The sequence below is a fragment of the Hominifimenecus sp. rT4P-3 genome, from assembly GCF_051055405.1.
Taxonomy (GTDB): domain Bacteria; phylum Bacillota; class Clostridia; order Lachnospirales; family Lachnospiraceae; genus Pseudolachnospira.
The window spans coordinates 822105-842489 of record NZ_CP167068.1; the positions used below are offsets into that span (position 1 = coordinate 822105).

Annotated in this window: 16 protein-coding genes, 1 tRNA gene and 1 other annotated feature; of the genes, 15 read left to right on the forward strand and 2 right to left on the reverse strand. The window is 50.0% G+C overall.

Annotated elements, in window-relative coordinates:
• Positions 1-237 precede the first annotated feature (237 nt).
• Both vanR and ACCC71_RS03925 read left to right on the forward strand, forming a co-directional pair.
• Positions 238-933, forward strand: a complete 696-nt coding sequence (gene vanR, locus ACCC71_RS03920) for a VanR-ABDEGLN family response regulator transcription factor (RefSeq protein ID WP_434311130.1) — start codon at positions 238-240, stop codon at positions 931-933.
• Complete coding sequence (locus ACCC71_RS03925) at positions 923-2098, forward strand: sensor histidine kinase (protein ID WP_434311131.1); 1176 nt, start codon at positions 923-925, stop codon at positions 2096-2098. Before vanR ends, ACCC71_RS03925 begins: the two co-directional genes overlap by 11 nt.
• Here the strand turns inward: ACCC71_RS03925 and ACCC71_RS03930 are convergent.
• Entirely contained in the window at positions 1989-2861 is an 873-nt protein-coding gene (locus ACCC71_RS03930) for a YihY/virulence factor BrkB family protein (protein ID WP_434311132.1), read from the reverse strand. The two genes, ACCC71_RS03925 and ACCC71_RS03930, sit on opposite strands and share 110 nt — an antisense overlap.
• A 161-nt stretch (positions 2862-3022) precedes the next feature.
• Here ACCC71_RS03930 and ACCC71_RS03935 point away from each other — a divergent pair.
• From ACCC71_RS03935 to pheT, 3 genes are all read left to right on the forward strand, one after another.
• Positions 3023-3096: transfer RNA gene (locus ACCC71_RS03935), tRNA-Arg, on the forward strand.
• A 19-nt stretch (positions 3097-3115) separates the two neighbouring features.
• Positions 3116-3331: a binding site (T-box leader), on the forward strand.
• Positions 3332-3450: 119 nt separating this feature from the next.
• The gene (pheS, locus tag ACCC71_RS03940) at positions 3451-4470 is read left to right on the forward strand and encodes a phenylalanine--tRNA ligase subunit alpha (protein ID WP_434311133.1); all 1020 of its coding nucleotides are present in this window, start codon (positions 3451-3453) and stop codon (positions 4468-4470) included.
• 24 nt (positions 4471-4494) lie between these two features.
• Entirely contained in the window at positions 4495-6915 is a 2421-nt protein-coding gene (gene pheT / locus ACCC71_RS03945) for a phenylalanine--tRNA ligase subunit beta (protein ID WP_434311134.1), read from the forward strand.
• An 89-nt stretch (positions 6916-7004) separates the two neighbouring features.
• Here pheT and ACCC71_RS03950 read toward each other — a convergent pair whose 3' ends face one another.
• Positions 7005-8804, reverse strand: coding sequence for a PrpR N-terminal domain-containing protein (locus ACCC71_RS03950; RefSeq protein ID WP_434311135.1), 1800 nt, complete (start codon positions 8802-8804; stop codon positions 7005-7007).
• Positions 8805-8929: 125 nt separating this feature from the next.
• Here ACCC71_RS03950 and ACCC71_RS03955 point away from each other — a divergent pair, with 125 nt between their 5' ends.
• The 10 genes from ACCC71_RS03955 to feoB all read left to right on the forward strand — a co-directional run bounded on the left by ACCC71_RS03955 (position 8930) and on the right by feoB (position 20382).
• Complete coding sequence (locus ACCC71_RS03955; RefSeq protein WP_434311136.1) at positions 8930-10162, forward strand: four-carbon acid sugar kinase family protein; 1233 nt, start codon at positions 8930-8932, stop codon at positions 10160-10162.
• 15 nt (positions 10163-10177) lie between these two features.
• Entirely contained in the window at positions 10178-11074 is an 897-nt protein-coding gene (gene dapA, locus ACCC71_RS03960) for a 4-hydroxy-tetrahydrodipicolinate synthase (RefSeq protein WP_434311137.1), read from the forward strand.
• A 28-nt stretch (positions 11075-11102) separates the two neighbouring features.
• Positions 11103-12146 (forward strand): 4-hydroxythreonine-4-phosphate dehydrogenase PdxA, encoded by a 1044-nt coding sequence (pdxA, locus tag ACCC71_RS03965; RefSeq protein WP_434311802.1) that lies wholly within the window; start codon positions 11103-11105, stop codon positions 12144-12146.
• 22 nt (positions 12147-12168) lie between these two features.
• Positions 12169-13329: a sialidase family protein gene (locus ACCC71_RS03970; RefSeq protein WP_434311138.1), complete on the forward strand. Its 1161-nt coding sequence runs from the start codon at positions 12169-12171 to the stop codon at positions 13327-13329.
• 116 nt (positions 13330-13445) lie between these two features.
• Entirely contained in the window at positions 13446-13688 is a 243-nt protein-coding gene (secG, locus tag ACCC71_RS03975) for a preprotein translocase subunit SecG (RefSeq protein WP_434311139.1), read from the forward strand.
• 365 nt (positions 13689-14053) lie between these two features.
• A complete protein-coding gene (gene rnr, locus ACCC71_RS03980) occupies positions 14054-16207 on the forward strand; it encodes a ribonuclease R (RefSeq protein WP_434311140.1) in 2154 nt (717 codons plus the stop codon).
• Positions 16183-16647: an SsrA-binding protein SmpB gene (gene smpB, locus ACCC71_RS03985; protein ID WP_434311141.1), complete on the forward strand. Its 465-nt coding sequence runs from the start codon at positions 16183-16185 to the stop codon at positions 16645-16647. Before rnr ends, smpB begins: the two co-directional genes overlap by 25 nt.
• Positions 16648-16761: 114 nt before the next feature.
• Positions 16762-18141: a spore germination protein gene (locus ACCC71_RS03990; RefSeq protein WP_434311803.1), complete on the forward strand. Its 1380-nt coding sequence runs from the start codon at positions 16762-16764 to the stop codon at positions 18139-18141.
• Between the two features lie 22 nt (positions 18142-18163).
• Positions 18164-18391 (forward strand): FeoA family protein, encoded by a 228-nt coding sequence (locus tag ACCC71_RS03995; RefSeq protein ID WP_434311142.1) that lies wholly within the window; start codon positions 18164-18166, stop codon positions 18389-18391.
• Positions 18388-20382: a ferrous iron transport protein B gene (gene feoB / locus ACCC71_RS04000; protein WP_434311143.1), complete on the forward strand. Its 1995-nt coding sequence runs from the start codon at positions 18388-18390 to the stop codon at positions 20380-20382. Before ACCC71_RS03995 ends, feoB begins: the two co-directional genes overlap by 4 nt.
• Positions 20383-20385 lie beyond the last annotated feature (3 nt).

A 20385-nucleotide genomic window follows, 5' to 3' on the forward strand; every position in this document is an offset into this window, starting at 1 on the left:
AAAGTGCTCCGCGATGGATCGCACTGCGATGCAGCGCAAGTCCTTTAGGGCAAATGATAATGGATGAATGGAAAAGGGAATGTTATGAAAAGCAATCGAGGAATGGAGGTAGTATTATAAAGGAAAATATGATAAGATAAGGATACTGATAAGAGTATGTTTACAAGTTTGATACAATAACGGCGTATCCTATCCGTGGAGGTGAGACGGATGCGGAAACGCATAGGAGAGCGAAAAATGAGCGATCATATTTTGGTTGTGGATGATGAGAAGGAAATCGCAGACCTGATCGATCTGTATTTGATGAATGAGGGATTTACCATTCATAAATGTTACGACGGAAAAAGCGCGTTGAAAGTAATTGAAGAGCAGCGTTTGGATTTGGCGATTTTGGATGTGATGCTGCCGGATATCGATGGGTTTTCTCTGTGCCGTACGATCCGGGACAAGTTTAACTATCCGATTATTATGCTGACCGCAAAGATTGAGGATGTCGATAAAATTCGGGGGCTGACCATTGGGGCGGACGACTATATCACAAAGCCGTTTAATCCATTGGAGGTGATTGCGCGGGTAAAGGCGCAGCTCCGGCGCTATAAGAGTTATAACGACATTTCCCAGGAGGAAGCGCGGGACATGTATGAGATCGGTGGGCTTGTCATCGACAATGAACGCCATGAGTGTACGCTTTACGGAAAGCCAGTGGCTTTAACTCCCATTGAATTTAAGATTTTATGGACCCTTTGCGAAAATGATGGAAGAGTGGTTTCTTCGGAGCAGTTGTTTGAGACTGTCTGGGGAGAAGAGTACCTGGACTGCAACAATACGGTCATGGTACACATCCGGCGTCTTCGGGAAAAATTGGGGGAACGCCCCAGAAATCCAAAATACATTAAGACCGTTTGGGGAGTAGGGTACAAAATTGAAAAGTAAAAAGGGAGATTTTCGGTTAGTCAAGCGCCGGGCCCTCAGTAGGATTTTACGGAATCTGTTGATCTATACCTTGTTTATGCTCCTTGTGATGGCCTGCTATTATCTCTTTTACCGAGGCGTGATTTCGATTTGGGTACAAAAGCAACTGGGCCAAAAAACCATGGAGCTGCTGCGGGGGAAAAAAGAACTTCTCTTTTCCATTGTGTATCTGGCGGGAGCTTTGGTGATCTGTGTCCGGACGGCCCGGCGGAATTTGCGGTATTTGGAGTTGGTGATTCATTCCCTGACCGCGTTGGTGGACGAAGGCGTGGCGATTCAGGCATTTCCGGCAGACTTGAAGGAAGTGGAGATGGCGTTGGTCCGGTTGCGGGAACAACTGCAAAAGAGAGAGCAGGAGGCAAGGGAGGCGGAGCAGCAAAAAAATGATTTGCTGGCCTATCTGGCCCATGACCTAAAAACACCGTTGACCTCGGTGATCGGCTATCTTTCTCTGCTTCAGGAAAATCCGGCGCTTCCGGAAGAACAGCGGGCAAAATATATTGATATTTCCGTGGATAAGGCGTATCGGCTGGAACAGCTGATCAATGAATTTTTTGAGATTACCCGGTTTAATACTCAAGGAATGGTGTTGGAGAAAAAAAGGGTGGATCTGACGATGATGCTTTATCAGATTGCCGATGAATTTTATCCGGTCTTAGCGGAGAAGGGTATGACTGCGGTCATGGATATCGAGGCAGGATTAAAGCTAGATGCGGATTCCGATAAGCTGGCGCGTGTATTTGATAATTTGCTGAGAAACGCGGTGGGATATGGATATGAGAATACCTGCCTGTGTATGGAGGCGGCGCGGGAACCGGGGGGAATCCGGGTGATCGTGCGCAATCAGGGCGATCCCATCCCGCCGGAAAAGCTTTCTTTGCTGTTTGAAAAGTTTTATCGGGCGGATAGTTCCCGTGGGACGAGAAATGGAGGGGCTGGTCTGGGCCTTGCCATCGCCAAGGAAATCGTGGATTTGCACGGAGGCACGATCCGAGTGACCAGCGAAGGACATGAAATCACATTTTCGATCCATCTTCCGGCTCCCGAACTGAGGGAAGATGAGAGTTTTGATCCGGAACATGAGATTCCAAAAAAACGTTCAGCTCGGCGCCGGCGAGCAAAATAAGAATACAGAAATATAACCAGAGCATCATTAAGATGATCGCTCCCAGACTGCCGTAAATATAGGTATAGTTGGAAAAGTTGGTGATGTAGTAGGCGTATCCCAGCGAAAATATGGTCCATCCGGCGGTTGAAAAAAGTACGCCTGGCAGTACCTGGAGGAAATGACGTTTTGCTCCGGAAAGAATCATATAAAGTCCGGTAAATCCTGCCACAAAGACCGAGGTGGAGACCAGGGAGCGCAGCCCGAAAATCAGCGGCGCCATCTTATTGAGGGCGGGAAAGTGCGCGCTGGCCGCTGCCTGAATAGAATTACCGAACACCAAAAGACCCTGAGCCATGACAAGTACCACGAGGAAAAGCAGGGTGTAGAGTACGGCGCGCAGACGGCGCAGGATGAAATTTTGATTTTCTGTAACCTGATAAATCACATGAAGGCAGCGTTCCAAAGCTAACACCCCTTTGGAGGCGCTCCAAACGGCTACCAGCAAGGAGATCGAGACAATCGAAGGGGCAGAATTTGTAAACAGCTCATCTACCGTTGCCTGCACTTGTTGGTTCAGAGAAGTTGGAAGCAGGTTTAGGAGATACGACAGCGCTTCGCCTTTATTGGCCGGGATAAAAAATTGGACCAGAGAAACCAAGGCCATGGCAAAGGGGATGACCGAGACTACAATGAAGAAGGATGCCTGAGCGCCGTAGACCGGAATCTGATCTCCGCTGACTTTTTTTGATATTTCCATCAGTTGTTTTTGCCACTTTTTCATATACACCCTCCTTTCCATTTTGTTTCCATCCATCGTATCACGATCAACGGGATTTTTCAACGGGGAGTTTTTCTCGTTTTTTATACTTTTTTCACGAAGCCCTTGACTTTCCAGAAAAAGTATTGTAGAATCTACACTCAGATACGGGAAACGTATCTAATGTGCGTGTAGCTCAGCTGGATAGAGCGTCTGACTACGGATCAGAAGGTCGGGAGTTCGAATCTTCTCACGCACGTTCCTTTCTTTCATCACAGAAAAAGGCATAGAAGGCGTACAGTAGCATTGGAATTTCCGGCAGAGAGGGAGAATCACCGGCTGAAAGTTTTCCCAGGTTCCTTTCCAAGAGCGAATTTCCCGCCGGAGCCGCGTCCCTGAACGAATATTAGGGGACGACGTATCTGCACGTTACGCAGCGAGAGAGCCTGTGGAAGCAGGAATTAGGGTGGTACCGCGATGACCTCGTCCCTTTTGGGATGGAGGTTTTTTTATTCTATAGGAAATTTCGCTAAGCGGAATTCTTTGTTGCAAAATACTTTTATCATTCTTTTCGGACGGGAGCTGCCGGCCGAAAATTCTAAAGGAGGAAGTCATGAAGGAAAAATTGGAAAAGATCCGGCAGGACGCGCTGGCAAAGATGGAGGGCCTTGGCACCATGGACGCCCTCAATGAGATCCGCGTCGCATACTTGGGGAAAAAGGGACAGCTGACCGAGCTTTTAAAGAGCATGAAAGACGTAGCCCCGGAAGACCGCCCCAAGGTAGGACAGATGGTAAATGAGGCGCGCGCCGAATTGGAAGGAAAGCTGGAGGCAAAGAAAGCGGAACTGGCGGCCAAAGCGAGGGAGCTGCAGTTAAAGTCGGAAGTAATCGACGTTACGCTGCCGGCCAGAAGAAACCGCGTCGGCCACCGTCATCCCAATACGATCGCCCTGGAAGAAGTAGAGCGCATCTTTATCGGCATGGGCTATGAGGTAGTGGAAGGGCCTGAAGTCGAGTATGATTATTATAACTTTGAAGCGCTGAACATTCCGGCCAATCATCCGGCGAAGGATGAGCAGGATACTTTCTACATTAATAAGGATATTGTTTTGCGGACTCAGACATCGCCGGTACAGGTACGGGTGATGGAGCAGCAAAAACCGCCGATCCGCGTGATCGCGCCGGGACGCGTGTTCCGTTCCGATGAAGTGGACGCCACCCATTCTCCTTCTTTCCATCAGATTGAGGGCCTGGTAATCGATAAAAATATTACGTTTTCCGATTTAAAGGGAACCTTACAGCAATTTGCCCAGGAGTTGTTTGGGCCGGAAACCCGCGTAAAATTCCGCCCTCACCATTTTCCGTTTACGGAACCGTCGGCAGAGGTGGACGTTTCCTGCTTTAAGTGCGGAGGCAAGGGCTGCCGGATGTGCAAAGGCTCCGGTTGGATTGAGATTTTGGGCTGCGGCATGGTGCATCCGAAGGTACTGCGGATGAGCGGCATCGACCCGGACGTTTACTCCGGTTTTGCCTTTGGCGTTGGCCTTGAGAGAATTGCCCTGTTAAAATATGAGATCGACGACATGAGACTGCTCTATGAGAACGACGACCGTTTCTTAAAGCAGTTCTAACCTCTGGAAAAGAAAGGAAATGAGATGAATACAGCATATTCTTGGATAAAAGCATATGTTCCGGATTTGGATGCGACGCCGCAGGAATATACCGATGCCATGACATTGACCGGAACCAAGGTGGAAGGATATACCAGGCTGGATAAGAACCTGGAGAAAATCGTAGTTGGAGAGATCACGTCGATAGAGCCCCATCCCGACGCGGATAAGCTGATTATCTGCCGGGTAGATATTGGAAACGAGATTTTGCAGATTGTGACCGGCGCTAAAAATGTAAAGACCGGCGATAAAGTTCCGGTGGTACAGGACGGGGGGCGCGTGGCCGGAGGCCATGACGGCGGCCCCATGCCGGAAGAAGGTATCAAGATTAAAAGCGGCAAGCTGCGGGGCGTGATGTCCTACGGTATGCTTTGTTCCATCGAGGAGCTGGGATCTTCCCGGGATATGTACCCCGACGCTCCGGAAGAGGGGATTTACATCCTGCCGCAAGACGCGGAAGTCGGCGCGGACGCGGTGGAAATTTTAGGGTTAAACGATACGGTATTTGAATATGAGATTACTTCGAACCGGGTGGATTGCTACAGCGTGCTGGGCATTGCCAGGGAAGCGGCTGCCACCTTCCGCAAGGAATTTGTGCCCCCGGAGGTTCGGGAAGTGGGAAACCGCGAAGATGTAAACGATTACATCAAAGTGGAAGTAAAAGATGGAAATCTCTGCCCGCGCTACTGCGCACGAGTCGTGAAGAATATTAAATTGGGGCCGTCGCCGGAGTGGATGCAGCGCCGTTTGGCTGCCAGCGGTATCCGCCCCATCAATAACATTGTGGACATCACCAACTATGTGATGGAAGAGTACGGCCAGCCCATGCACGCCTATGATCTGGACCAGGTAGCGGGCCATAAGATCGTGGTGAAACGCGCGGAGGACGGCCAGGAATTCCAGACATTGGACGGCCAGATTCGAAAACTGGATAAGGATATTCTGACGATCTGCGACGGCGAGAAGGCAGTCGGCCTTGCTGGCATCATGGGCGGTGAAAACTCGAAGATCACCGACGACGTGCAGACCATGTTGTTTGAAGCGGCGTGTTTTGACGGAACCAATATCCGCCTGTCCGCCAAGCGGCTGGGACTTCGGACAGAGGCATCCGGGAAGTTTGAGAAGGGCCTGGACCCCAATAATGCGGAAGCAGCCATCAACCGAGCCTGCCAGCTGATTGAGGAACTGGGATGCGGCGAAGTGGTCGGCGGGTTGGTAGATGTGTATACGACGGCTTTGGGGCCGAAGCGTATCGCTTTCCGGCCAGATTGGGCTAATGAATTTTTGGGAACGCAGATTTCCAAAGAGGAAATGCTGAAATATTTTGAGAAAATTGATCTTGCTTACGATGAGATCACAGAGGAAGTTATCGTTCCGTCGTTCCGTCAGGATTTGGAATGTGAGGCGGATCTGGCGGAAGAAGTGGCCCGGTTCTACGGCTATGATAAGATTCCGACCACTCTGCCCCGCGGCGAAGCCACAACCGGAAAGCTTTCCTTTAAGCTTCGGATTGAGGAAGTGGCCAGAGACGTGGCGGAGTACTGCGGTTTTAGCCAGGGAATGACGTATTCGTTCGAGAGCCCGAAGGTTTTTGATAAGCTGATGCTGCCGGAGGATTCCCCGCTGCGCCAGACGGTTACCATTCTGAACCCTCTGGGCGAGGATTTCAGTATTATGCGGACGCTGCCGTTAAATGGTATGCTGACCTCTTTGGCGACCAACTATAACCGGAGAAACAAAGACGTGCGCCTGTATGAGCTGGCGAATATTTATTTGCCCAAGTCCCTGCCCCTGACGGAACTTCCGGAAGAGCGGATGCAGTTTACTCTGGGATTTTATGGAGACGGAGATTTCTTTACCATGAAGGGCGTGGTGGAAGAATTCTTTGATAAGATTGGCATGCACGGCAAGCTTTCTTATAATCCGGAGGCTGGGAAACCTTTCCTTCATCCGGGGCGTCAGGCGGAAATTTCTTATCAGGATACGGTTGTAGGATACATGGGAGAGCTTCATCCCCAGGCTGCGGACAATTATGGAATCGGTGAGAGAACCTATGTAGCAGTGATCGATATGCCTGCCGTGATTCCGATGGCAACCTTTGACCGGAAATACGATGGGATCGCCAAATTCCCTGCCGTGACCCGTGACATCAGTATGGTGATGAAACAGGATATCATCGTCGGGAAGATCGAGGAGATTATTGAGAAAAAGGGTGGAAAACTTTTGGAGAGCTACCATTTGTTTGACATCTATGAGGGCTCCCAGATTCAGGAGGGGTATAAGTCTGTGGCCTACAGCGTGACCTTCCGTGCCAAAGACCGTACTCTGGAAGATAAGGAAGTCGGCGAGGTGATGAACAAGATCCTGGGCGCTCTGAAGGATTTGGGAATCGAGCTGCGTTCCTGATGGAAGGATAGAAAAAAATTGGACTGAATCACAGCAGTCAAGAGAAAAAGCACCGGGTAAGGCAAAGGCCGCGGTGCTTTTTCTGATTTTTATTCTGATTTTAACATTCTCCACAGCGTAGTACGGCCGATGCCAAGCTGCTTGGCGGCCGCAGTCTGGTTCCCATTGTTTTCATGGAGAACCTGCCGGACGATATCCCGTTCCATCTCAAATAATGTCCGTTTGAGAGGAAAGGACATGTTCGGAGGTATATCCGAAAACTCAAGGGACTCCTCCATGGAAAGAAGCTTTCGTATCTCTTTTTCGTGAATCATATGATCGTCCGTATCCATGGCGGCTTGGGTGAGTATTCTCTGAAATTGTACATAATTGCCGGGCCAAGCATATTCCTGGAGGAGATCGAGCGCTTTGCGGTCAAAGCGGAATACGTTGTGGGGCAATTTGGTATTCAGATAATTCAGATATAGGCTGGCAATCGCAGGAATCTGTTCCCGGACATCCCGCAGTGGGGAAAGCTCCATTTGGCAGCACTGGAACTGATCCTTGATAGAGCGGATGGATGACTGAAAAACAACTCCTTTTGTGTCTCCGGAGAAAATAACATGGTTGTTTGCACAGACGCGAATGTGGGTCAGGAGATCCAGAAAATCGCCCATAAGCTGTTCACTGCAGCCATCCATATTTTTGATATGGATGGTATTTCCCGTGAAATACAGCGGAGATTTCTGGGAGTGGAGCAGAAAATAGATGGATTTATTCTTGAGCATCTTGCAGTCGATTTCAACCAGCGGTTTTGTTCGATAGGGGCTGTGGATGTAAAGGTAGTTCGCGACGGAAGTGCGTCCTGTTCCGTATTCACCGGTGATCAAAACAGGCAGGTTGGTTTGGTTATAGGCATCAATGGTATGGACAAGAGGTTTGATTTTTTCCGCTAAATGGTAGAAACTTTCCTGAAATATTTTTGCAGCTTCCTTGCAGGTATAAAAGGTGATGCCTGCGTTGCGGGAACCATGGGAGGCGCGGCTGCACGTAAAAAAATAGGCGGTATATTCCCGCTCCTCTACCATAAAACGAGAGGCTTGAATAGAGTACAGAGAGCCTTTGAGCGACTTCCATATATGTTTTGCAGTCCCCTCATGGACCTCTGGAATCAGGACTTTCAGAATCGGTAAAATATCATGGTCGTCCTCCGGGGAAAGAGAGCTAAAATATAGATCCTTGTGCTCATCGAACACGACGGTTTTGCTGCTGCGTTCGCGCAATAGGGAATGTAAAATCTGGTTTTCCAGGCGCAGGAAATTCATGTCATGGGCTGTCTGGACCGCTTTTTGCAGAGCTGCGTCAATGCTGTCGGCCGTCGACGTGATCAAAATGGCATTCAGGCCTGCTTCGTGGACAAAGCGGCTGGCCACAACGTCGCAGATGACGGTGGCGTAATCTTTTTGGAGAAGCCCATGGATTACCTGCTGTATATCGCCGCTTTCAACCAGGGTATAAATATCAAGGCCGAGATTGAGCAGGTCGTTGATCATCCGCGCACTGTGGGTAATGTTGGAAAAACCAACCACGGCGCGTTTGCCAGGCGTGTGAACGCTGAGCTGAACCGCCTGCAAGATATCGAAGGAGCTGACCGGAATTTCAACAACAGGAATGGCGACCTTTTCCCGGAGCAGCTCGGCCGTGCCGCCGCGGGAAATGATCAAGTCATAGTTTGCCGGATGGTTTGCCTGAGCAATTTGAACGCCTTCTTCCAGATTGCCGGTAACGACGTCCAGCGTCAGTTCGGGAAATTTTTTCGCCTCCTTTTCGATCAGCCCGGCCATTCCATCATAAGGTGCAATTGCGAGAACCCGTATTTGATTCGATATGGTGATATTGTAATGTTCCATAATGAAACAATAACATAAAAAATGAAGATGAGCAATACAAAAGTTTCATGTTGAAACATAACGGACCGTATATGAATGGTACGTACAGGCGGATTGCGGTAATATAGAATCAAAAAGGAGGGCGGATGATGTCGGAAAAATATTCTTCCCCATTGCTGATCCTTGCGGATGACCTGACGGGCGCTTTGGATTCCGGCGTTCAACTGACCCGCAAAGGGATGCGCGTCGTGGTCCATACGGACGGCTGTGATATCCGGGCAGAAAAGGACAGCGCCAATGATGTCATTGTTATCAATACAGAAACCCGCCATCTTTCCAGCGAAGAGGCTTATGATATCGTATTCCGGCTTGTCAGAGAAGCCTGTCAATGTGGAATTGACCGGATTTATAAGAAAACGGACAGCGGGCTGCGGGGAAATGTCGGCGCTGAGCTGGCAGCAGCGCTGGCGGCATCCGGCAGCGGACATCTGAATTTTATCCCGGCCTATCCCCAGATGGAGCGGATTACTAGGAATGGCATTCACTATGTGGACGGCGCGCCGCTTTCCGAGAGCATTTTTGCCCATGACCCGCTGGATCCGGTGACAGAAAGCCGGATTGCCGATTTGATTCACCGGCAAAGCAAGATATCCGTTACTTCGGGCTGTGACGCCGTACCAAAAGGCGTGGTGGTCTACGATGCCGAGACGAATGCCGATATGAGAAGGATTGCGGAAGCTCTGCAGGCAAAATCAGATCTGCGGCTAAGCGCCGGCTGCGCGGGCTTTCTTGAGGTTTATCCGGTTGAGGGTACGACGGCTTCGCCGCTGGATATTCCGGAACTTTCGGCAAAGCTGATTGTTTTATCCGGGTCGGTGAATACGGTTACCAGACAGCAGTTGGATTATGCGGAAGGTATGGGGCGTCCCAGATGGCATATCCCTTTGAAGCGGGCGTTCGCGGGACAATGGTCGACGGAAGAAAAGAGAACGTTTATCCAAAATATATGGGAAGCGTGTACGGATCAGAATCCTTTGATTCTTGTAGATACCTTGGGCCCATGTGATGAGATCGAGGCGGAGCCCTCGCCCCAGACGGTCTCTCAGCCTGCGCGGCACATGGGAAGCCTTGCCAGTCTTGTCGCGGAGCAAGGTTATCCTTGTACGCTGATGATCATTGGGGGAGATACGTTGCAAAGCTTTATTCGAGAGAGGAACATTCGGGAGCTTTGTCCGGTTGGGGAGATTGCGCCGGGCATTGTGCTTGCCAGTTATCCCGACAAGGATACCGCCTCATATCTGATTACGAAATCCGGCGGGTTTGGAAAAAAAGATCAGCTGGAACATGTGTGGAGATGGCTGCAAAGAAAGCAGCTTTAGGGAGGGATTGAAATTATGAAAAGCATCAAAGGAATCATTGTTCCGATTATCACGCCGTTTTATGAGGATGAATCTCTAAACCTGGAAGAATTGCGCCGCCAGAGCGACCGTATGATAAGGGAAGGCGTAGACGGAATCTTTTGCTTTGGTACAAACGGCGAGGGCTTTATTTTAAATGGAGACGAGAAACGCCAGGTGCTTCAGACGGTGCTGGAACAGGTGGGCGGAAGAGTTCCGGTATATGCCGGCACCGGCTGTATCTCGACGAGGGAGACCGTAAAACAGTCCCTGATGGCAAAGGAGCTTGGCGCGGATGTGCTGAGCCTGATCACGCCGAGTTTTGCGAAAGCAAGCCAGGAAGAGCTCTATCAGCACTATAAATCGGTCGCAGAGAAGGTGGATATGCCGATTCTTTTGTATAATATACCGGCGAGAACGGGCAATGCCCTTGAGCCGGAAACCGTCTCGCGTCTGGCGGAAATCCCCAATATTGTAGGCGTGAAGGACTCCAGCGGCAATTGGGAGAATCTCAAAGCTTATCTTGCCATCACGAAGAAGAGACCGGACTTTTGTGTGCTTTCCGGAAATGACAGTCTTATTCTTGACACCTTGATGGAAGGCGGGGCCGGCGCGATTGCAGGATGCGCGAACGTATATCCCCGCACGATGAGTTCGATCTATGATTTCTTTGTGGAAGGACAAGGGGAGAAGGCTCGTGAGGCGCAAAACAGCATTGCTTCCTTTCGCGCTGTTTTCTCTTACGGCAATCCCAATACGATTGTCAAAAAGGCCGTGAATTTGCTGGGGTACCCGGTTGGACCGTGTAAAGCGCCCTTCAATGGGCTGAGCGAGGAAGGGCAGGCCGCTTTAAAGAAGGTTTTGGCTGAAAATCAAGCAAAGGGGATGTGTTGATATGGATAGGCCGATTGTGGGGATTACCATGGGCGATCCGGCGGGAAATGGCCCGGAGCTTACCGTCAAAGCGCTGGCGGATCCTGCTTTATATGAAAAATGCAGGCCTCTGGTGATCGGAGACGCCAGGATACTGGAGCAGGCTGCACGTTTTGTGAATCGAAGGGATATCCAGATTCGTCCGGTGAATTCTGTCCAAGAGGCGGGATTTGAAGCAGGTGTCATAGATGTACTGCATCTGGACTTGATCAAAGATGTTTCCACATTTCCTATCGGCCAAGTAAGCGCCGCGGGCGGCTGCGCTGCCTTTGAGTCCGTCCGGAAAGTAATCGAATTGGCGATGGCGCGGGAAGTCGACGCTACGGTCACCAACGCGCTGAACAAGGAAGCCCTAAATTTGGCCCTGACGCCCAGAAACCTGCATTTTGACGGTCATACGGAAATCTATGCGGCTTACACGCAGACAAAGAAATACACGATGATGCTGGCCCATCATGACTTTCGCGTCGTTCATGTCAGCACCCACTGCTCCCTGCGGGAGGCTTGCGACAAGGTGAAGAAGGAGCGGGTGCTGGAGTGCATCGAGCTTGGCGATCAGGCGTTAAAGGATCTTGGCATAGAGAAGCCCAGAATCGCCGTGGCGGGCCTGAACCCTCATGCCGGTGAACATGGCTTGTTTGGCCGCGAGGAAATCGAGGAGATTATTCCGGCCATGGAAGCCGCGAGAGCAGAGGGAATCCAGGCGATTGGGCCGCTGCCGGCAGATTCCGTCTTTTCTCAGATGCTTGGCGGATGGTATGATATGGTGGTATGTATGTATCATGACCAGGGACATATTCCCACAAAGACCATTGGTTTCGTTTTTGACCGGGAAAGGCAGGAATGGAAAGCGGTGGAAGGCGTTAATATTACCTTGGGGCTGCCTATCATCCGCACCTCTGTAGACCATGGAACGGGATTTGAATTGGCTGGCAAGGGAACCAGCAATGAGCGGAGTTTAGTGAACGCGATCGACTATGCTTTGCGTATGGCAGCAGGCAAGAGAAATCGAGACCAACAGCGCCGCCAGTAAAAAGCGGAGAATGGAGAAGCGTATGAGTATTCGTATCTTAGCGGGATTATCTGCGGATGGACAGCTTTATTATGATGAGGAGATGGGGATTACTGAGGCGATGCTGCCGACAGGCGGATGGCCCACCGCTCACGCGCCGGCGTTGTTAGAGACCAGGAACGGTACGATGCTGTGCTGCTGGTTTGCCGGCACCTACGAGGGCGGCGCGGATATCAATATCGTGGTATCCAGGCTTCCAAAAGGCGCCGACCGGTGGGAGGAACCCATCCATATTTCCAATGAAAATGACTTTTCCAATCAGAACCCCTCGTTGTTTTTGGCCCCTCATGGAGAGATCTGGTGTATGTATACATCACAGCTGGGCAGGCAGCCGGGGAAGGATAATATGCAGTTTACTTCTGTCATCAAGAGGCAGATCAGCATAGACGATGGTCGGACCTGGGGCGATCCGGAGATCGTGTTCCCGGAAAAAGGCACATTTGCCAGACAGCCCATCCAGATTCTGGCAAGCGGCAGATGGATTTTTAGCAATTGGCTTTGTACCGATTCCGCGGAGGGCCTTTCTGGCGATCCAACAGTTTTCCGTGTATCCGACGATGAGGGAAAAACCTGGAATACCGTCGATGTTCCGCATTCCGCCGGCAGGGTCCATGCCAATGTCATAGAACTGGAGGATGGCCATCTGATTGCTTTTATGCGTTCCCGCGAGGCGGACTGGATTTATAAGAGTGAATCCTATGACGACGGTGATACATGGACAAAACCAGAGCCCACAGAGCTGCCGAACAACAATTCCTCGATCAGCGCGCTGAAGCTAACAAGCGGGCGAATCGCCATTGCTTATAATCATTCCAGCGCGCCGAAATCCTACACGAAAAAAGGCGCGTGGCCGGGGCTGCGGTGTCCGGTCAGCATTGCGCTGAGCGAGGACGGCGGAAAGACCTTTCCTTTTATCCGCAATATGGAACGGGGAGAGGGATTTGTGGGTCGGGAAAATCGAGCCAACAATCGCCAGTATGAGTATCCGTATCTGATGCAGTCCAGGGATGGAATGTTGCATCTCGCCTATGCCTATCAGACCCGGAGAGGGATCAAATGGGCGACGTTCGGAGAAGAGGATGTGATGGGTAAAATTCGTGGAACGAGCGTCTATAACCCTACCTCCGGCGAGGTGGAGGGGTAAAACCGTCCTTATTTCATAGAAAATTTCTTTTTTATCCTACGAATGCAAAAAACAACTTGTATTTTTTATGCCTTTATGGTACAGTACGTAGTGTATGACCATTAGGAGGAACGGACATGGACGTGTTGAAAATTATTCTGACCATCGTATTAGTCGTTGTTTGTATTATTATGACTGTAGTGATCTTGTCGCAGGAGGGACGCTCCTCTGGCTTAAGCGGAACCATTACCGGAAGTTCGTCGGAGTCTTATGTAAGTAAGAATAAGGGCCGGACGCCGGAAGGAAAGATGGAAAAGTGGACGAAGATTATGATCGCCGCTTTTATGGTTCTGGCCTTAGTACTAAATATTTTGAACTAAGCGAATACAGCTCATGGTTTTGCAAAAGAATAAACCATGAGCTGTTTTTATTCAAGGGGATTTTTTATAAGATTCAGGGAGCCAGAGGTCTCTAGGTTAACACGTATTGAAATATTTTGTAGGATTTCGGAGCAAGCACTTCTAAGATTCCAAAAATTTGTGAAAAGCATTCACAAAAATAGGAAACTCGCTGCGCTCAAACAGTCCTATTTTTGCTCATAAGACAAATTTCTGGAATCGAAGAAGTGCTAACGCTCCTGCAAATACAAAATATTCCAACACGTGTTAACCCCAAGTTCCCTGGCTCCCTGAATCTTTACAATAAAAATGCCCTACGAAAGATTGGAAGACAAAGAAGGATTTTAATGGAAGAAAAGGAATTGGAAATAAAAAAGAAACATGTGGAGGCGCTGATTTTTGACCCGCAGTACCGGCCCATGAAGATAAAGGAGCTGGCGATTTTGCTCGGCGTTCCCAGGGAACGGCGGGAGGAATTGAAAGCGGTGCTGGACGCTTTGCTTGCGGAAGGGCGGATCGGTCTTTCCAAGCGTGGCAAATATGGCCGTCCGGAGGAAACTGCGTTGACCGGGATTTTTTCTGGGACGTCCCGCGGTTTTGGCTTTGTAGCTGTGGAGGGCTGGCCGGAGGATATCTATATCCCGGAAAAAGATGTAAACGGCGCGCTCCATGGAGACAAGGTGAAGCTGGTGGCCTTAGAAGGCCGTCATGGCCGCCGCCCGGAGGGAAAGATTCTTGCGGTCTTGGAGAGGAATATCACCTCGGTGGTGGGCGTTTACCAAAAAAAGAAGCATTTTGGCTTTGTGATTCCGGACAATAGCCGGATGGCAGAGGATGTCTTTATTCCGGAGGGAAAAGATCTGGGCGCGGTTTCCGGACACAAAGTGGTGGTGGAGCTGACCAAGTACGGCGACAAAGGACATCAGCCGGAAGGGCGGATTACAGAGATTTTAGGCCACAGAAGCGATCCTGGCGTCGATGTACTCTCCGTGCTTCGAGCTTACGGAATACCGGAAGAGTTTCCGCCGGAGGTGATGGAACAGGCCGCTATGGTGGGAACCTCGATAGAAGGGGAACGGTTTCCGGAACGGATGGATCTGCGGGAGCTTTTAACCGTTACCATTGACGGGGAGGACGCTAAAGATCTGGACGACGCGGTTACGATCTCCCGGACGGAGAAGGGCTACTGTCTTGGAGTGCACATTGCGGATGTCAGCCATTATGTAACGGAAGGCTCTCCGATGGATGAGGAGGCAAAGCGGAGAGGAACCAGCGTGTATGTGACGGACCGGGTGGTTCCGATGCTGCCGCGGCGGCTTTCCAATGGGATTTGTTCGCTGAATCAGGGGGAGGACCGCTTGGCGCTTAGCTGCCTGATGGAGCTGGATGAACAGGGAACGGTTATCGGGCATCAGATCGAGGAGACGCTTCTTCGGGTAGACCGCCGGATGACTTATACGGCGGTGGAGGCTGTGCTTTCCGGGGAGGAAGAGGCTTGCCGGGAACATGCGGAATTTGTGGAGATGTTTCAGTTGATGGAGGAACTGGCCGGGAAGCTTCGGGCCAAGCGGAGAAAACGGGGCTCCATTGATTTTGATTTGCCGGAGACAAAGATTCGTCTGGATGAAAAGGGATACCCGGTGGAGATTTGTCCCTATGAACGAAACCGGGCTACCGATATCATCGAGGACTTTATGCTGATCGCCAATGAGACAGTGGCGGAGGACGCCTTTTGGCAGGAACTTCCGTTTTTATACCGGGTCCATGAGGAGCCGGATCCGGATAAGATTTTGGAACTGACGGCGTTGATTCGTGGAATGGGAGGAAAGCTTCGGAGTGAAAATGGGAAGGTGCATCCCAAAGAGCTCCAAAAAATGCTGGCGGCCATGGAAGACTCACCGGAGGAGTCCTTTGTCAGCCGTCTGGCGCTGCGTTCCATGAAGCAGGCTCGGTACAGCCCGGCCTGTACGGGGCATTTTGGGTTGGCGGCGAAATATTACTGCCATTTTACTTCCCCGATTCGCCGATACCCAGATCTTCAGATTCACCGGATTTTGAAAGAAAATCAGCGTGGAACACTTGACGAGCGGCGGATGGCCCATTATCATAGTATTTTGCAGGAGGTCGCAAGCCTTTCTTCGACGACGGAACGCCGGGCGGCGGAAGCGGAGCGTACGGTGAACCGGCAGAAGATGGCCCAGTTTATGCGCTCTCATATAGGAGAGTACTACGATGGACTGGTATCCGGTGTGACGCGTTGGGGAATTTATGTGGAGCTTCCCAATACAGTGGAGGGGCTTGTGCATGTGAGTCGGATGGATCTGGACTATTTTTATCTGGACGAAAAGAATCATCAGCTGATCGGCGAGCGGACCGGCCGCGTATATCGTATGGGACAGCCGGTGCGGGTTCAGGTGACAGGGGTGGATTTGGATACCAGTACCATTGATTTTCGGATAGAGGAGCAGGAATTAGAATGGGAAAAGAAAGCGTCAAATTGATTGCCAACAATAAAAAAGCGCGCCACGACTATTTCATCGAGGATACCTATGAGGCTGGGATTTCTCTGGCGGGAACCGAGGTCAAATCGCTTCGCATGGGGAAGTGCAGCTTGAAAGAGTCTTTCATCAAGGATAACCGGGGAGAGCTCTTTATCTATAACATGCACATCAGTCCCTATGAGAAGGGGAATATTTTTAATAAAGACCCTCTTCGTATCCGGAAGCTTTTGCTTCACCGCTATGAGATCAATAAGCTTCTGGGAAAGGCCACTGCCAAGGGCTATACCATCGTACCTCTACAGGTTTATTTTAAAGGCAGCCTGGTAAAAGTCCAGATTGGCCTTGCCAAAGGAAAGAAGCTTTACGATAAGCGGGAGGATATTGCAAAGAAAGATCTTCGCCGGGAGGCGGAACGTGATTTTAAGGTGAAAAATCTTTAAAGGTATAAAACGAGAACACCTGGCTCATCCTAACTGGAGAAACTCCAAGGAAAGAGCGAGGTGTTTTTTATGCAGAAAAATTTAACCGGGGAAGGCGCGAAAGACTTTGCCGCCATGCGCCAAGTCTTTCAGCCGGATATTAATTTTGATATCGTAGAGCGTGAACTTCTAATCGGAGGCCGGAAAGCGTATTTTTATAATATTAACGGCTTTGTTTCCGATGAGAACGTACAAAAAATCATTCAATTTTTCCTGGGAGTAAAGGCGGATCAGATGCCTGCAGACCCGGAGACTTTTTTGGAAGGCTTTACGGCGTTTGGCGATGTAAAACTAGAACCAGCCATCGAAAATTTGGTAACCTCCGTGCTTTCGGGGCTTGGGGCTTTGGTAGTAGACGGTTATGACCAGGGATTTGTCTTTGACGTTCGGAATTATCCGAGCCGTGGTGTCCAGGAGCCGGACAAAGACCGGGTGCTGCGAGGTTCGCGGGATGGCTTTTCCGAGACGATTATTTCAAACACCGCATTGATACGCCGCAGAATTCGGGACCCGAAGCTTCGCCTGGAAATTTATCAGGCAGGCGAGGCATCGAAAACAGATATCGCGGTGATCTATATGGAGGACAGGGTAGATCAGCCGTTATTGGAAAAGATAAAGAAACGGATTCAAAATTTGAAGGTAGACGCTTTGACCATGAATCAGGAAAGCCTGGCCGAATGCCTGTATACCCACAAATGGTACAATCCGTTTCCGAAATTTAAATATACGGAGAGGCCGGATACAGCGGCGGCTTGTCTGTTGGAGGGGAATTTAGTCATCCTTGTGGACAATTCTCCAGCTGCTATGATTCTCCCTTCGTCGGTGTTTGACATCGCGGAGGCTCCGGACGACTATTATTTTCCGCCGATTACTGGAACCTATTTGCGGCTGACCAGGATATTGACCGCCGGTGTGGCTTTGTTTTTGATTCCAATTTACTTGCTTTTGATGCAGAATACCCACTGGCTGCCAGACTGGCTTGATTTTATTCGTCCTGCAGAAAACGTGAACGTGCCGCTGATTTTTCAAATTTTGATCCTGGAACTGGCGGTGGATGGCCTGCGGCTTGCTTCGGTGAACACGCCCAGCATGCTGTCGACTCCGCTTAGTATTATCGCCGGTATTGTTATGGGAGATTTTTCTGTGCAATCAGGGTGGTTTAACTCGGAGATTATGTTATATATGGCCTTCGTGACTGTGGCGAACTATACGCAGACCAGTTATGAGTTGGGCTATGCGATCAAGTTCCTACGTCTGATCCTGGTGATTTTAACTTCCATATTCAATGTGTGGGGATTTGTCGCAGGTATGCTGCTGCTTTTGTTTGCGATTGTGACGAACCGGACCATTGCCGGTACCAGTTACCTGTATCCTTTGATTCCTTTCCGGTGGAAGGAAGTAAAAAATCGGTTTTTCCGGCCGCGCCTGTCCCATGAGATCTCGGAGGATAAATAGTTGCTGACAGGGGAGGAGAGGGATGAGATTATCAGATGGGACCATAGGAAAATCCTACTTGGTAAAACAAGTGGATGCGGCAGAACGGATAACCAGGCGCTTGGAGGCTCTGGGCGTCAATGAGGGGATTTTCGTGCGAATTTTGAACCGAAAAAAGACGGGGACCGTGATGATCAAAGTGAGGGGGACCTGGCTGGCGCTGGGGGCGAAGATTGCGGACGGTATTGAAGTAAAGGAGGGAGAGGGATGAACGGCAAAAAAATTACGGTTGGCTTTGTCGGGAATCCCAATTGTGGAAAAACCACCTTGTTTAATGCTTATACTGGCGCCAATCTGAAGGTGGCCAACTGGCCGGGCGTGACGGTGGAACGAGTGGAGGGCGCAGCTTTCTATCAAGGGCATTCGCTGCGCCTGATCGATTTGCCTGGTATTTACAGCCTGACTTCCTATTCCATGGAAGAGCGTGTAGCCCGCAGATGTATCCTGGAGGAAGAAATCGATGTCATCGTAAATATTGTCGACGCTTCCTCCTTGGAGAGAAATCTTTATCTGACCATGCAGCTTTTGGAATTTCAAAAGCCAATGGTGTTGGCGCTCAACATGATGGATATCGTGGAGGAACGGGGAATCGAAATTGATACCCATCGTCTATCGGAACTGTTGGGAGGCATTCCGGTTGTGCCGGTATCGGCAAGAAAGCGCACGGGCCTGGACGTTTTGCTTCAAACGGTGGTTCATTTGGATAAAAAGGGGACATATGAAACGGGAATGACCTATACAAAGGAGATGGAAGCAAAGCTGGAAAAACTAGAAAAAGCTCTCCGCAATACCAAGGGTGCTGCGTCCAACTCTCGTTTTCTTGCAATAAAACTTCTAGAGCGGGATGAGGAGATGACAAAGCTTTATCCCTTGGAACTGCCGCATATAGGGAATAAAAGGGATGAAAAGCAGATCGTCAAGGAAAAATATGATTACATAGAAGAGATCGTGAAGAAATGTTTATTTTATCGGGAGAATGCGGAGGCAGTTACGGAAAAGGCGGATCGGTATCTAACCCATCGGATTTGGGGAATTCCGATTTTTTTACTGATTTTAGCCTTGGTATTTTTTTTGACTTTTACCGTAGGGGATTTCTTAAAGGGGTATTTTGAAATCGGATTGGAGTGGCTTTCGGACGGCCTTCGAAACTTCCTTCTTCAAATCCGCGTCTCCGACTGGTTGATTTCGCTGGCAGTGGACGGTATTGTGGCGGGCGTCGGGGGAATTTTGACGTTCTTGCCAAACATTGCAATTTTATTTCTAGCATTGGCCTTTTTGGAAGACAGTGGATATATGGCGCGGGTCGCCTATGTGATGAATGAGATCATGGGCTCGGTTGGACTTTCCGGAAAAGCTTTTTTACCGATGATTTTAGGCTTTGGCTGTACGGTACCAGCGATTATGGCAAGCCGGGGTCTGGAAAATGAACGGGATCGGAGGAGGGCCATGTTGGTCACGCCGTTTATGTCTTGTTCTGCGAGGCTTCCCATCTATGTACTGTTTTCCCATATCTTTTTTGGAAAGTATGCGATGATTGCCGCTTATTCTCTGTATGTGGTTGGAGCGCTGGTGGCAATCCTGATAGCAAAGGCGGTGAACCGACGATTTCCCCTATCCGAAGAAAATGCTCTTTTGATTGAGCTTCCCGCTTATAAAATGCCCAATGCCCGCACGGTTTTTATCTATGTATGGGAAAAGGTGAAAGATTATTTGACAAAGGCGGGAACCATCATTTTCCTGGTATCGGTTTTTCTTTGGCTTTTGCTGAATTACAATTGGCGCGGTCCAGTGCAGGATGTGTCCGCCAGTTTTGGAGCGTATTTGGGGCGTATTCTGGTACCCTTTTTAAGACCCGCGGGGCTTGGCATGTGGCAGATCGCCGTGGCACTTTTGTGCGGACTTTCCGCGAAAGAAGTTGTGGTATCCAGCTGCGCCGTACTTTTTTCAGTCAGTAATATCAATTCCAGCGAAGGCATGGCACAGCTGGGGGAAGCGTTAGGCGCCGGCGGTTTTGGTCCGGTGAACGCCTACGCATTCCTGGTATTCTGCCTGCTCTATACGCCCTGTGCGGCAACCATCGGTACCATCCGCCGGGAGAGTCATTCCTGGAGATTTACGATCCAGCAGGTCTTTTTTCAGCTGTTTCTGGCCTGGGCTTTGGCTGTCTTGGTGTTCCAGGTGGGAAGTTTTTTCTTTGGCTGAACT

Bases quoted from the DNA above. Each gene is read 5' to 3' on its own strand.
- vanR (WP_434311130.1), top strand. From the start codon at position 238: ATGAGCGATCATATTTTGGTTGTGGATGATGAGAAGGAAATCGCAGAC.
- ACCC71_RS03930 (WP_434311132.1), bottom strand. From the start codon at position 2,861: ATGAAAAAGTGGCAAAAACAACTGATGGAAATATCAAAAAAAGTCAGC.
- pheS (WP_434311133.1), top strand. From the start codon at position 3,451: ATGAAGGAAAAATTGGAAAAGATCCGGCAGGACGCGCTGGCAAAGATG.
- pheT (WP_434311134.1), top strand. From the start codon at position 4,495: ATGAATACAGCATATTCTTGGATAAAAGCATATGTTCCGGATTTGGAT.
- ACCC71_RS03950 (WP_434311135.1), bottom strand. From the start codon at position 8,804: ATGGAACATTACAATATCACCATATCGAATCAAATACGGGTTCTCGCA.
- ACCC71_RS03955 (WP_434311136.1), top strand. From the start codon at position 8,930: ATGATGTCGGAAAAATATTCTTCCCCATTGCTGATCCTTGCGGATGAC.
- dapA (WP_434311137.1), top strand. From the start codon at position 10,178: ATGAAAAGCATCAAAGGAATCATTGTTCCGATTATCACGCCGTTTTAT.
- pdxA (WP_434311802.1), top strand. From the start codon at position 11,103: ATGGGCGATCCGGCGGGAAATGGCCCGGAGCTTACCGTCAAAGCGCTG.
- ACCC71_RS03970 (WP_434311138.1), top strand. From the start codon at position 12,169: ATGAGTATTCGTATCTTAGCGGGATTATCTGCGGATGGACAGCTTTAT.
- secG (WP_434311139.1), top strand. From the start codon at position 13,446: ATGGACGTGTTGAAAATTATTCTGACCATCGTATTAGTCGTTGTTTGT.
- rnr (WP_434311140.1), top strand. From the start codon at position 14,054: ATGGAAGAAAAGGAATTGGAAATAAAAAAGAAACATGTGGAGGCGCTG.
- smpB (WP_434311141.1), top strand. From the start codon at position 16,183: ATGGGAAAAGAAAGCGTCAAATTGATTGCCAACAATAAAAAAGCGCGC.
- ACCC71_RS03990 (WP_434311803.1), top strand. From the start codon at position 16,762: ATGCGCCAAGTCTTTCAGCCGGATATTAATTTTGATATCGTAGAGCGT.
- ACCC71_RS03995 (WP_434311142.1), top strand. From the start codon at position 18,164: ATGAGATTATCAGATGGGACCATAGGAAAATCCTACTTGGTAAAACAA.
- feoB (WP_434311143.1), top strand. From the start codon at position 18,388: ATGAACGGCAAAAAAATTACGGTTGGCTTTGTCGGGAATCCCAATTGT.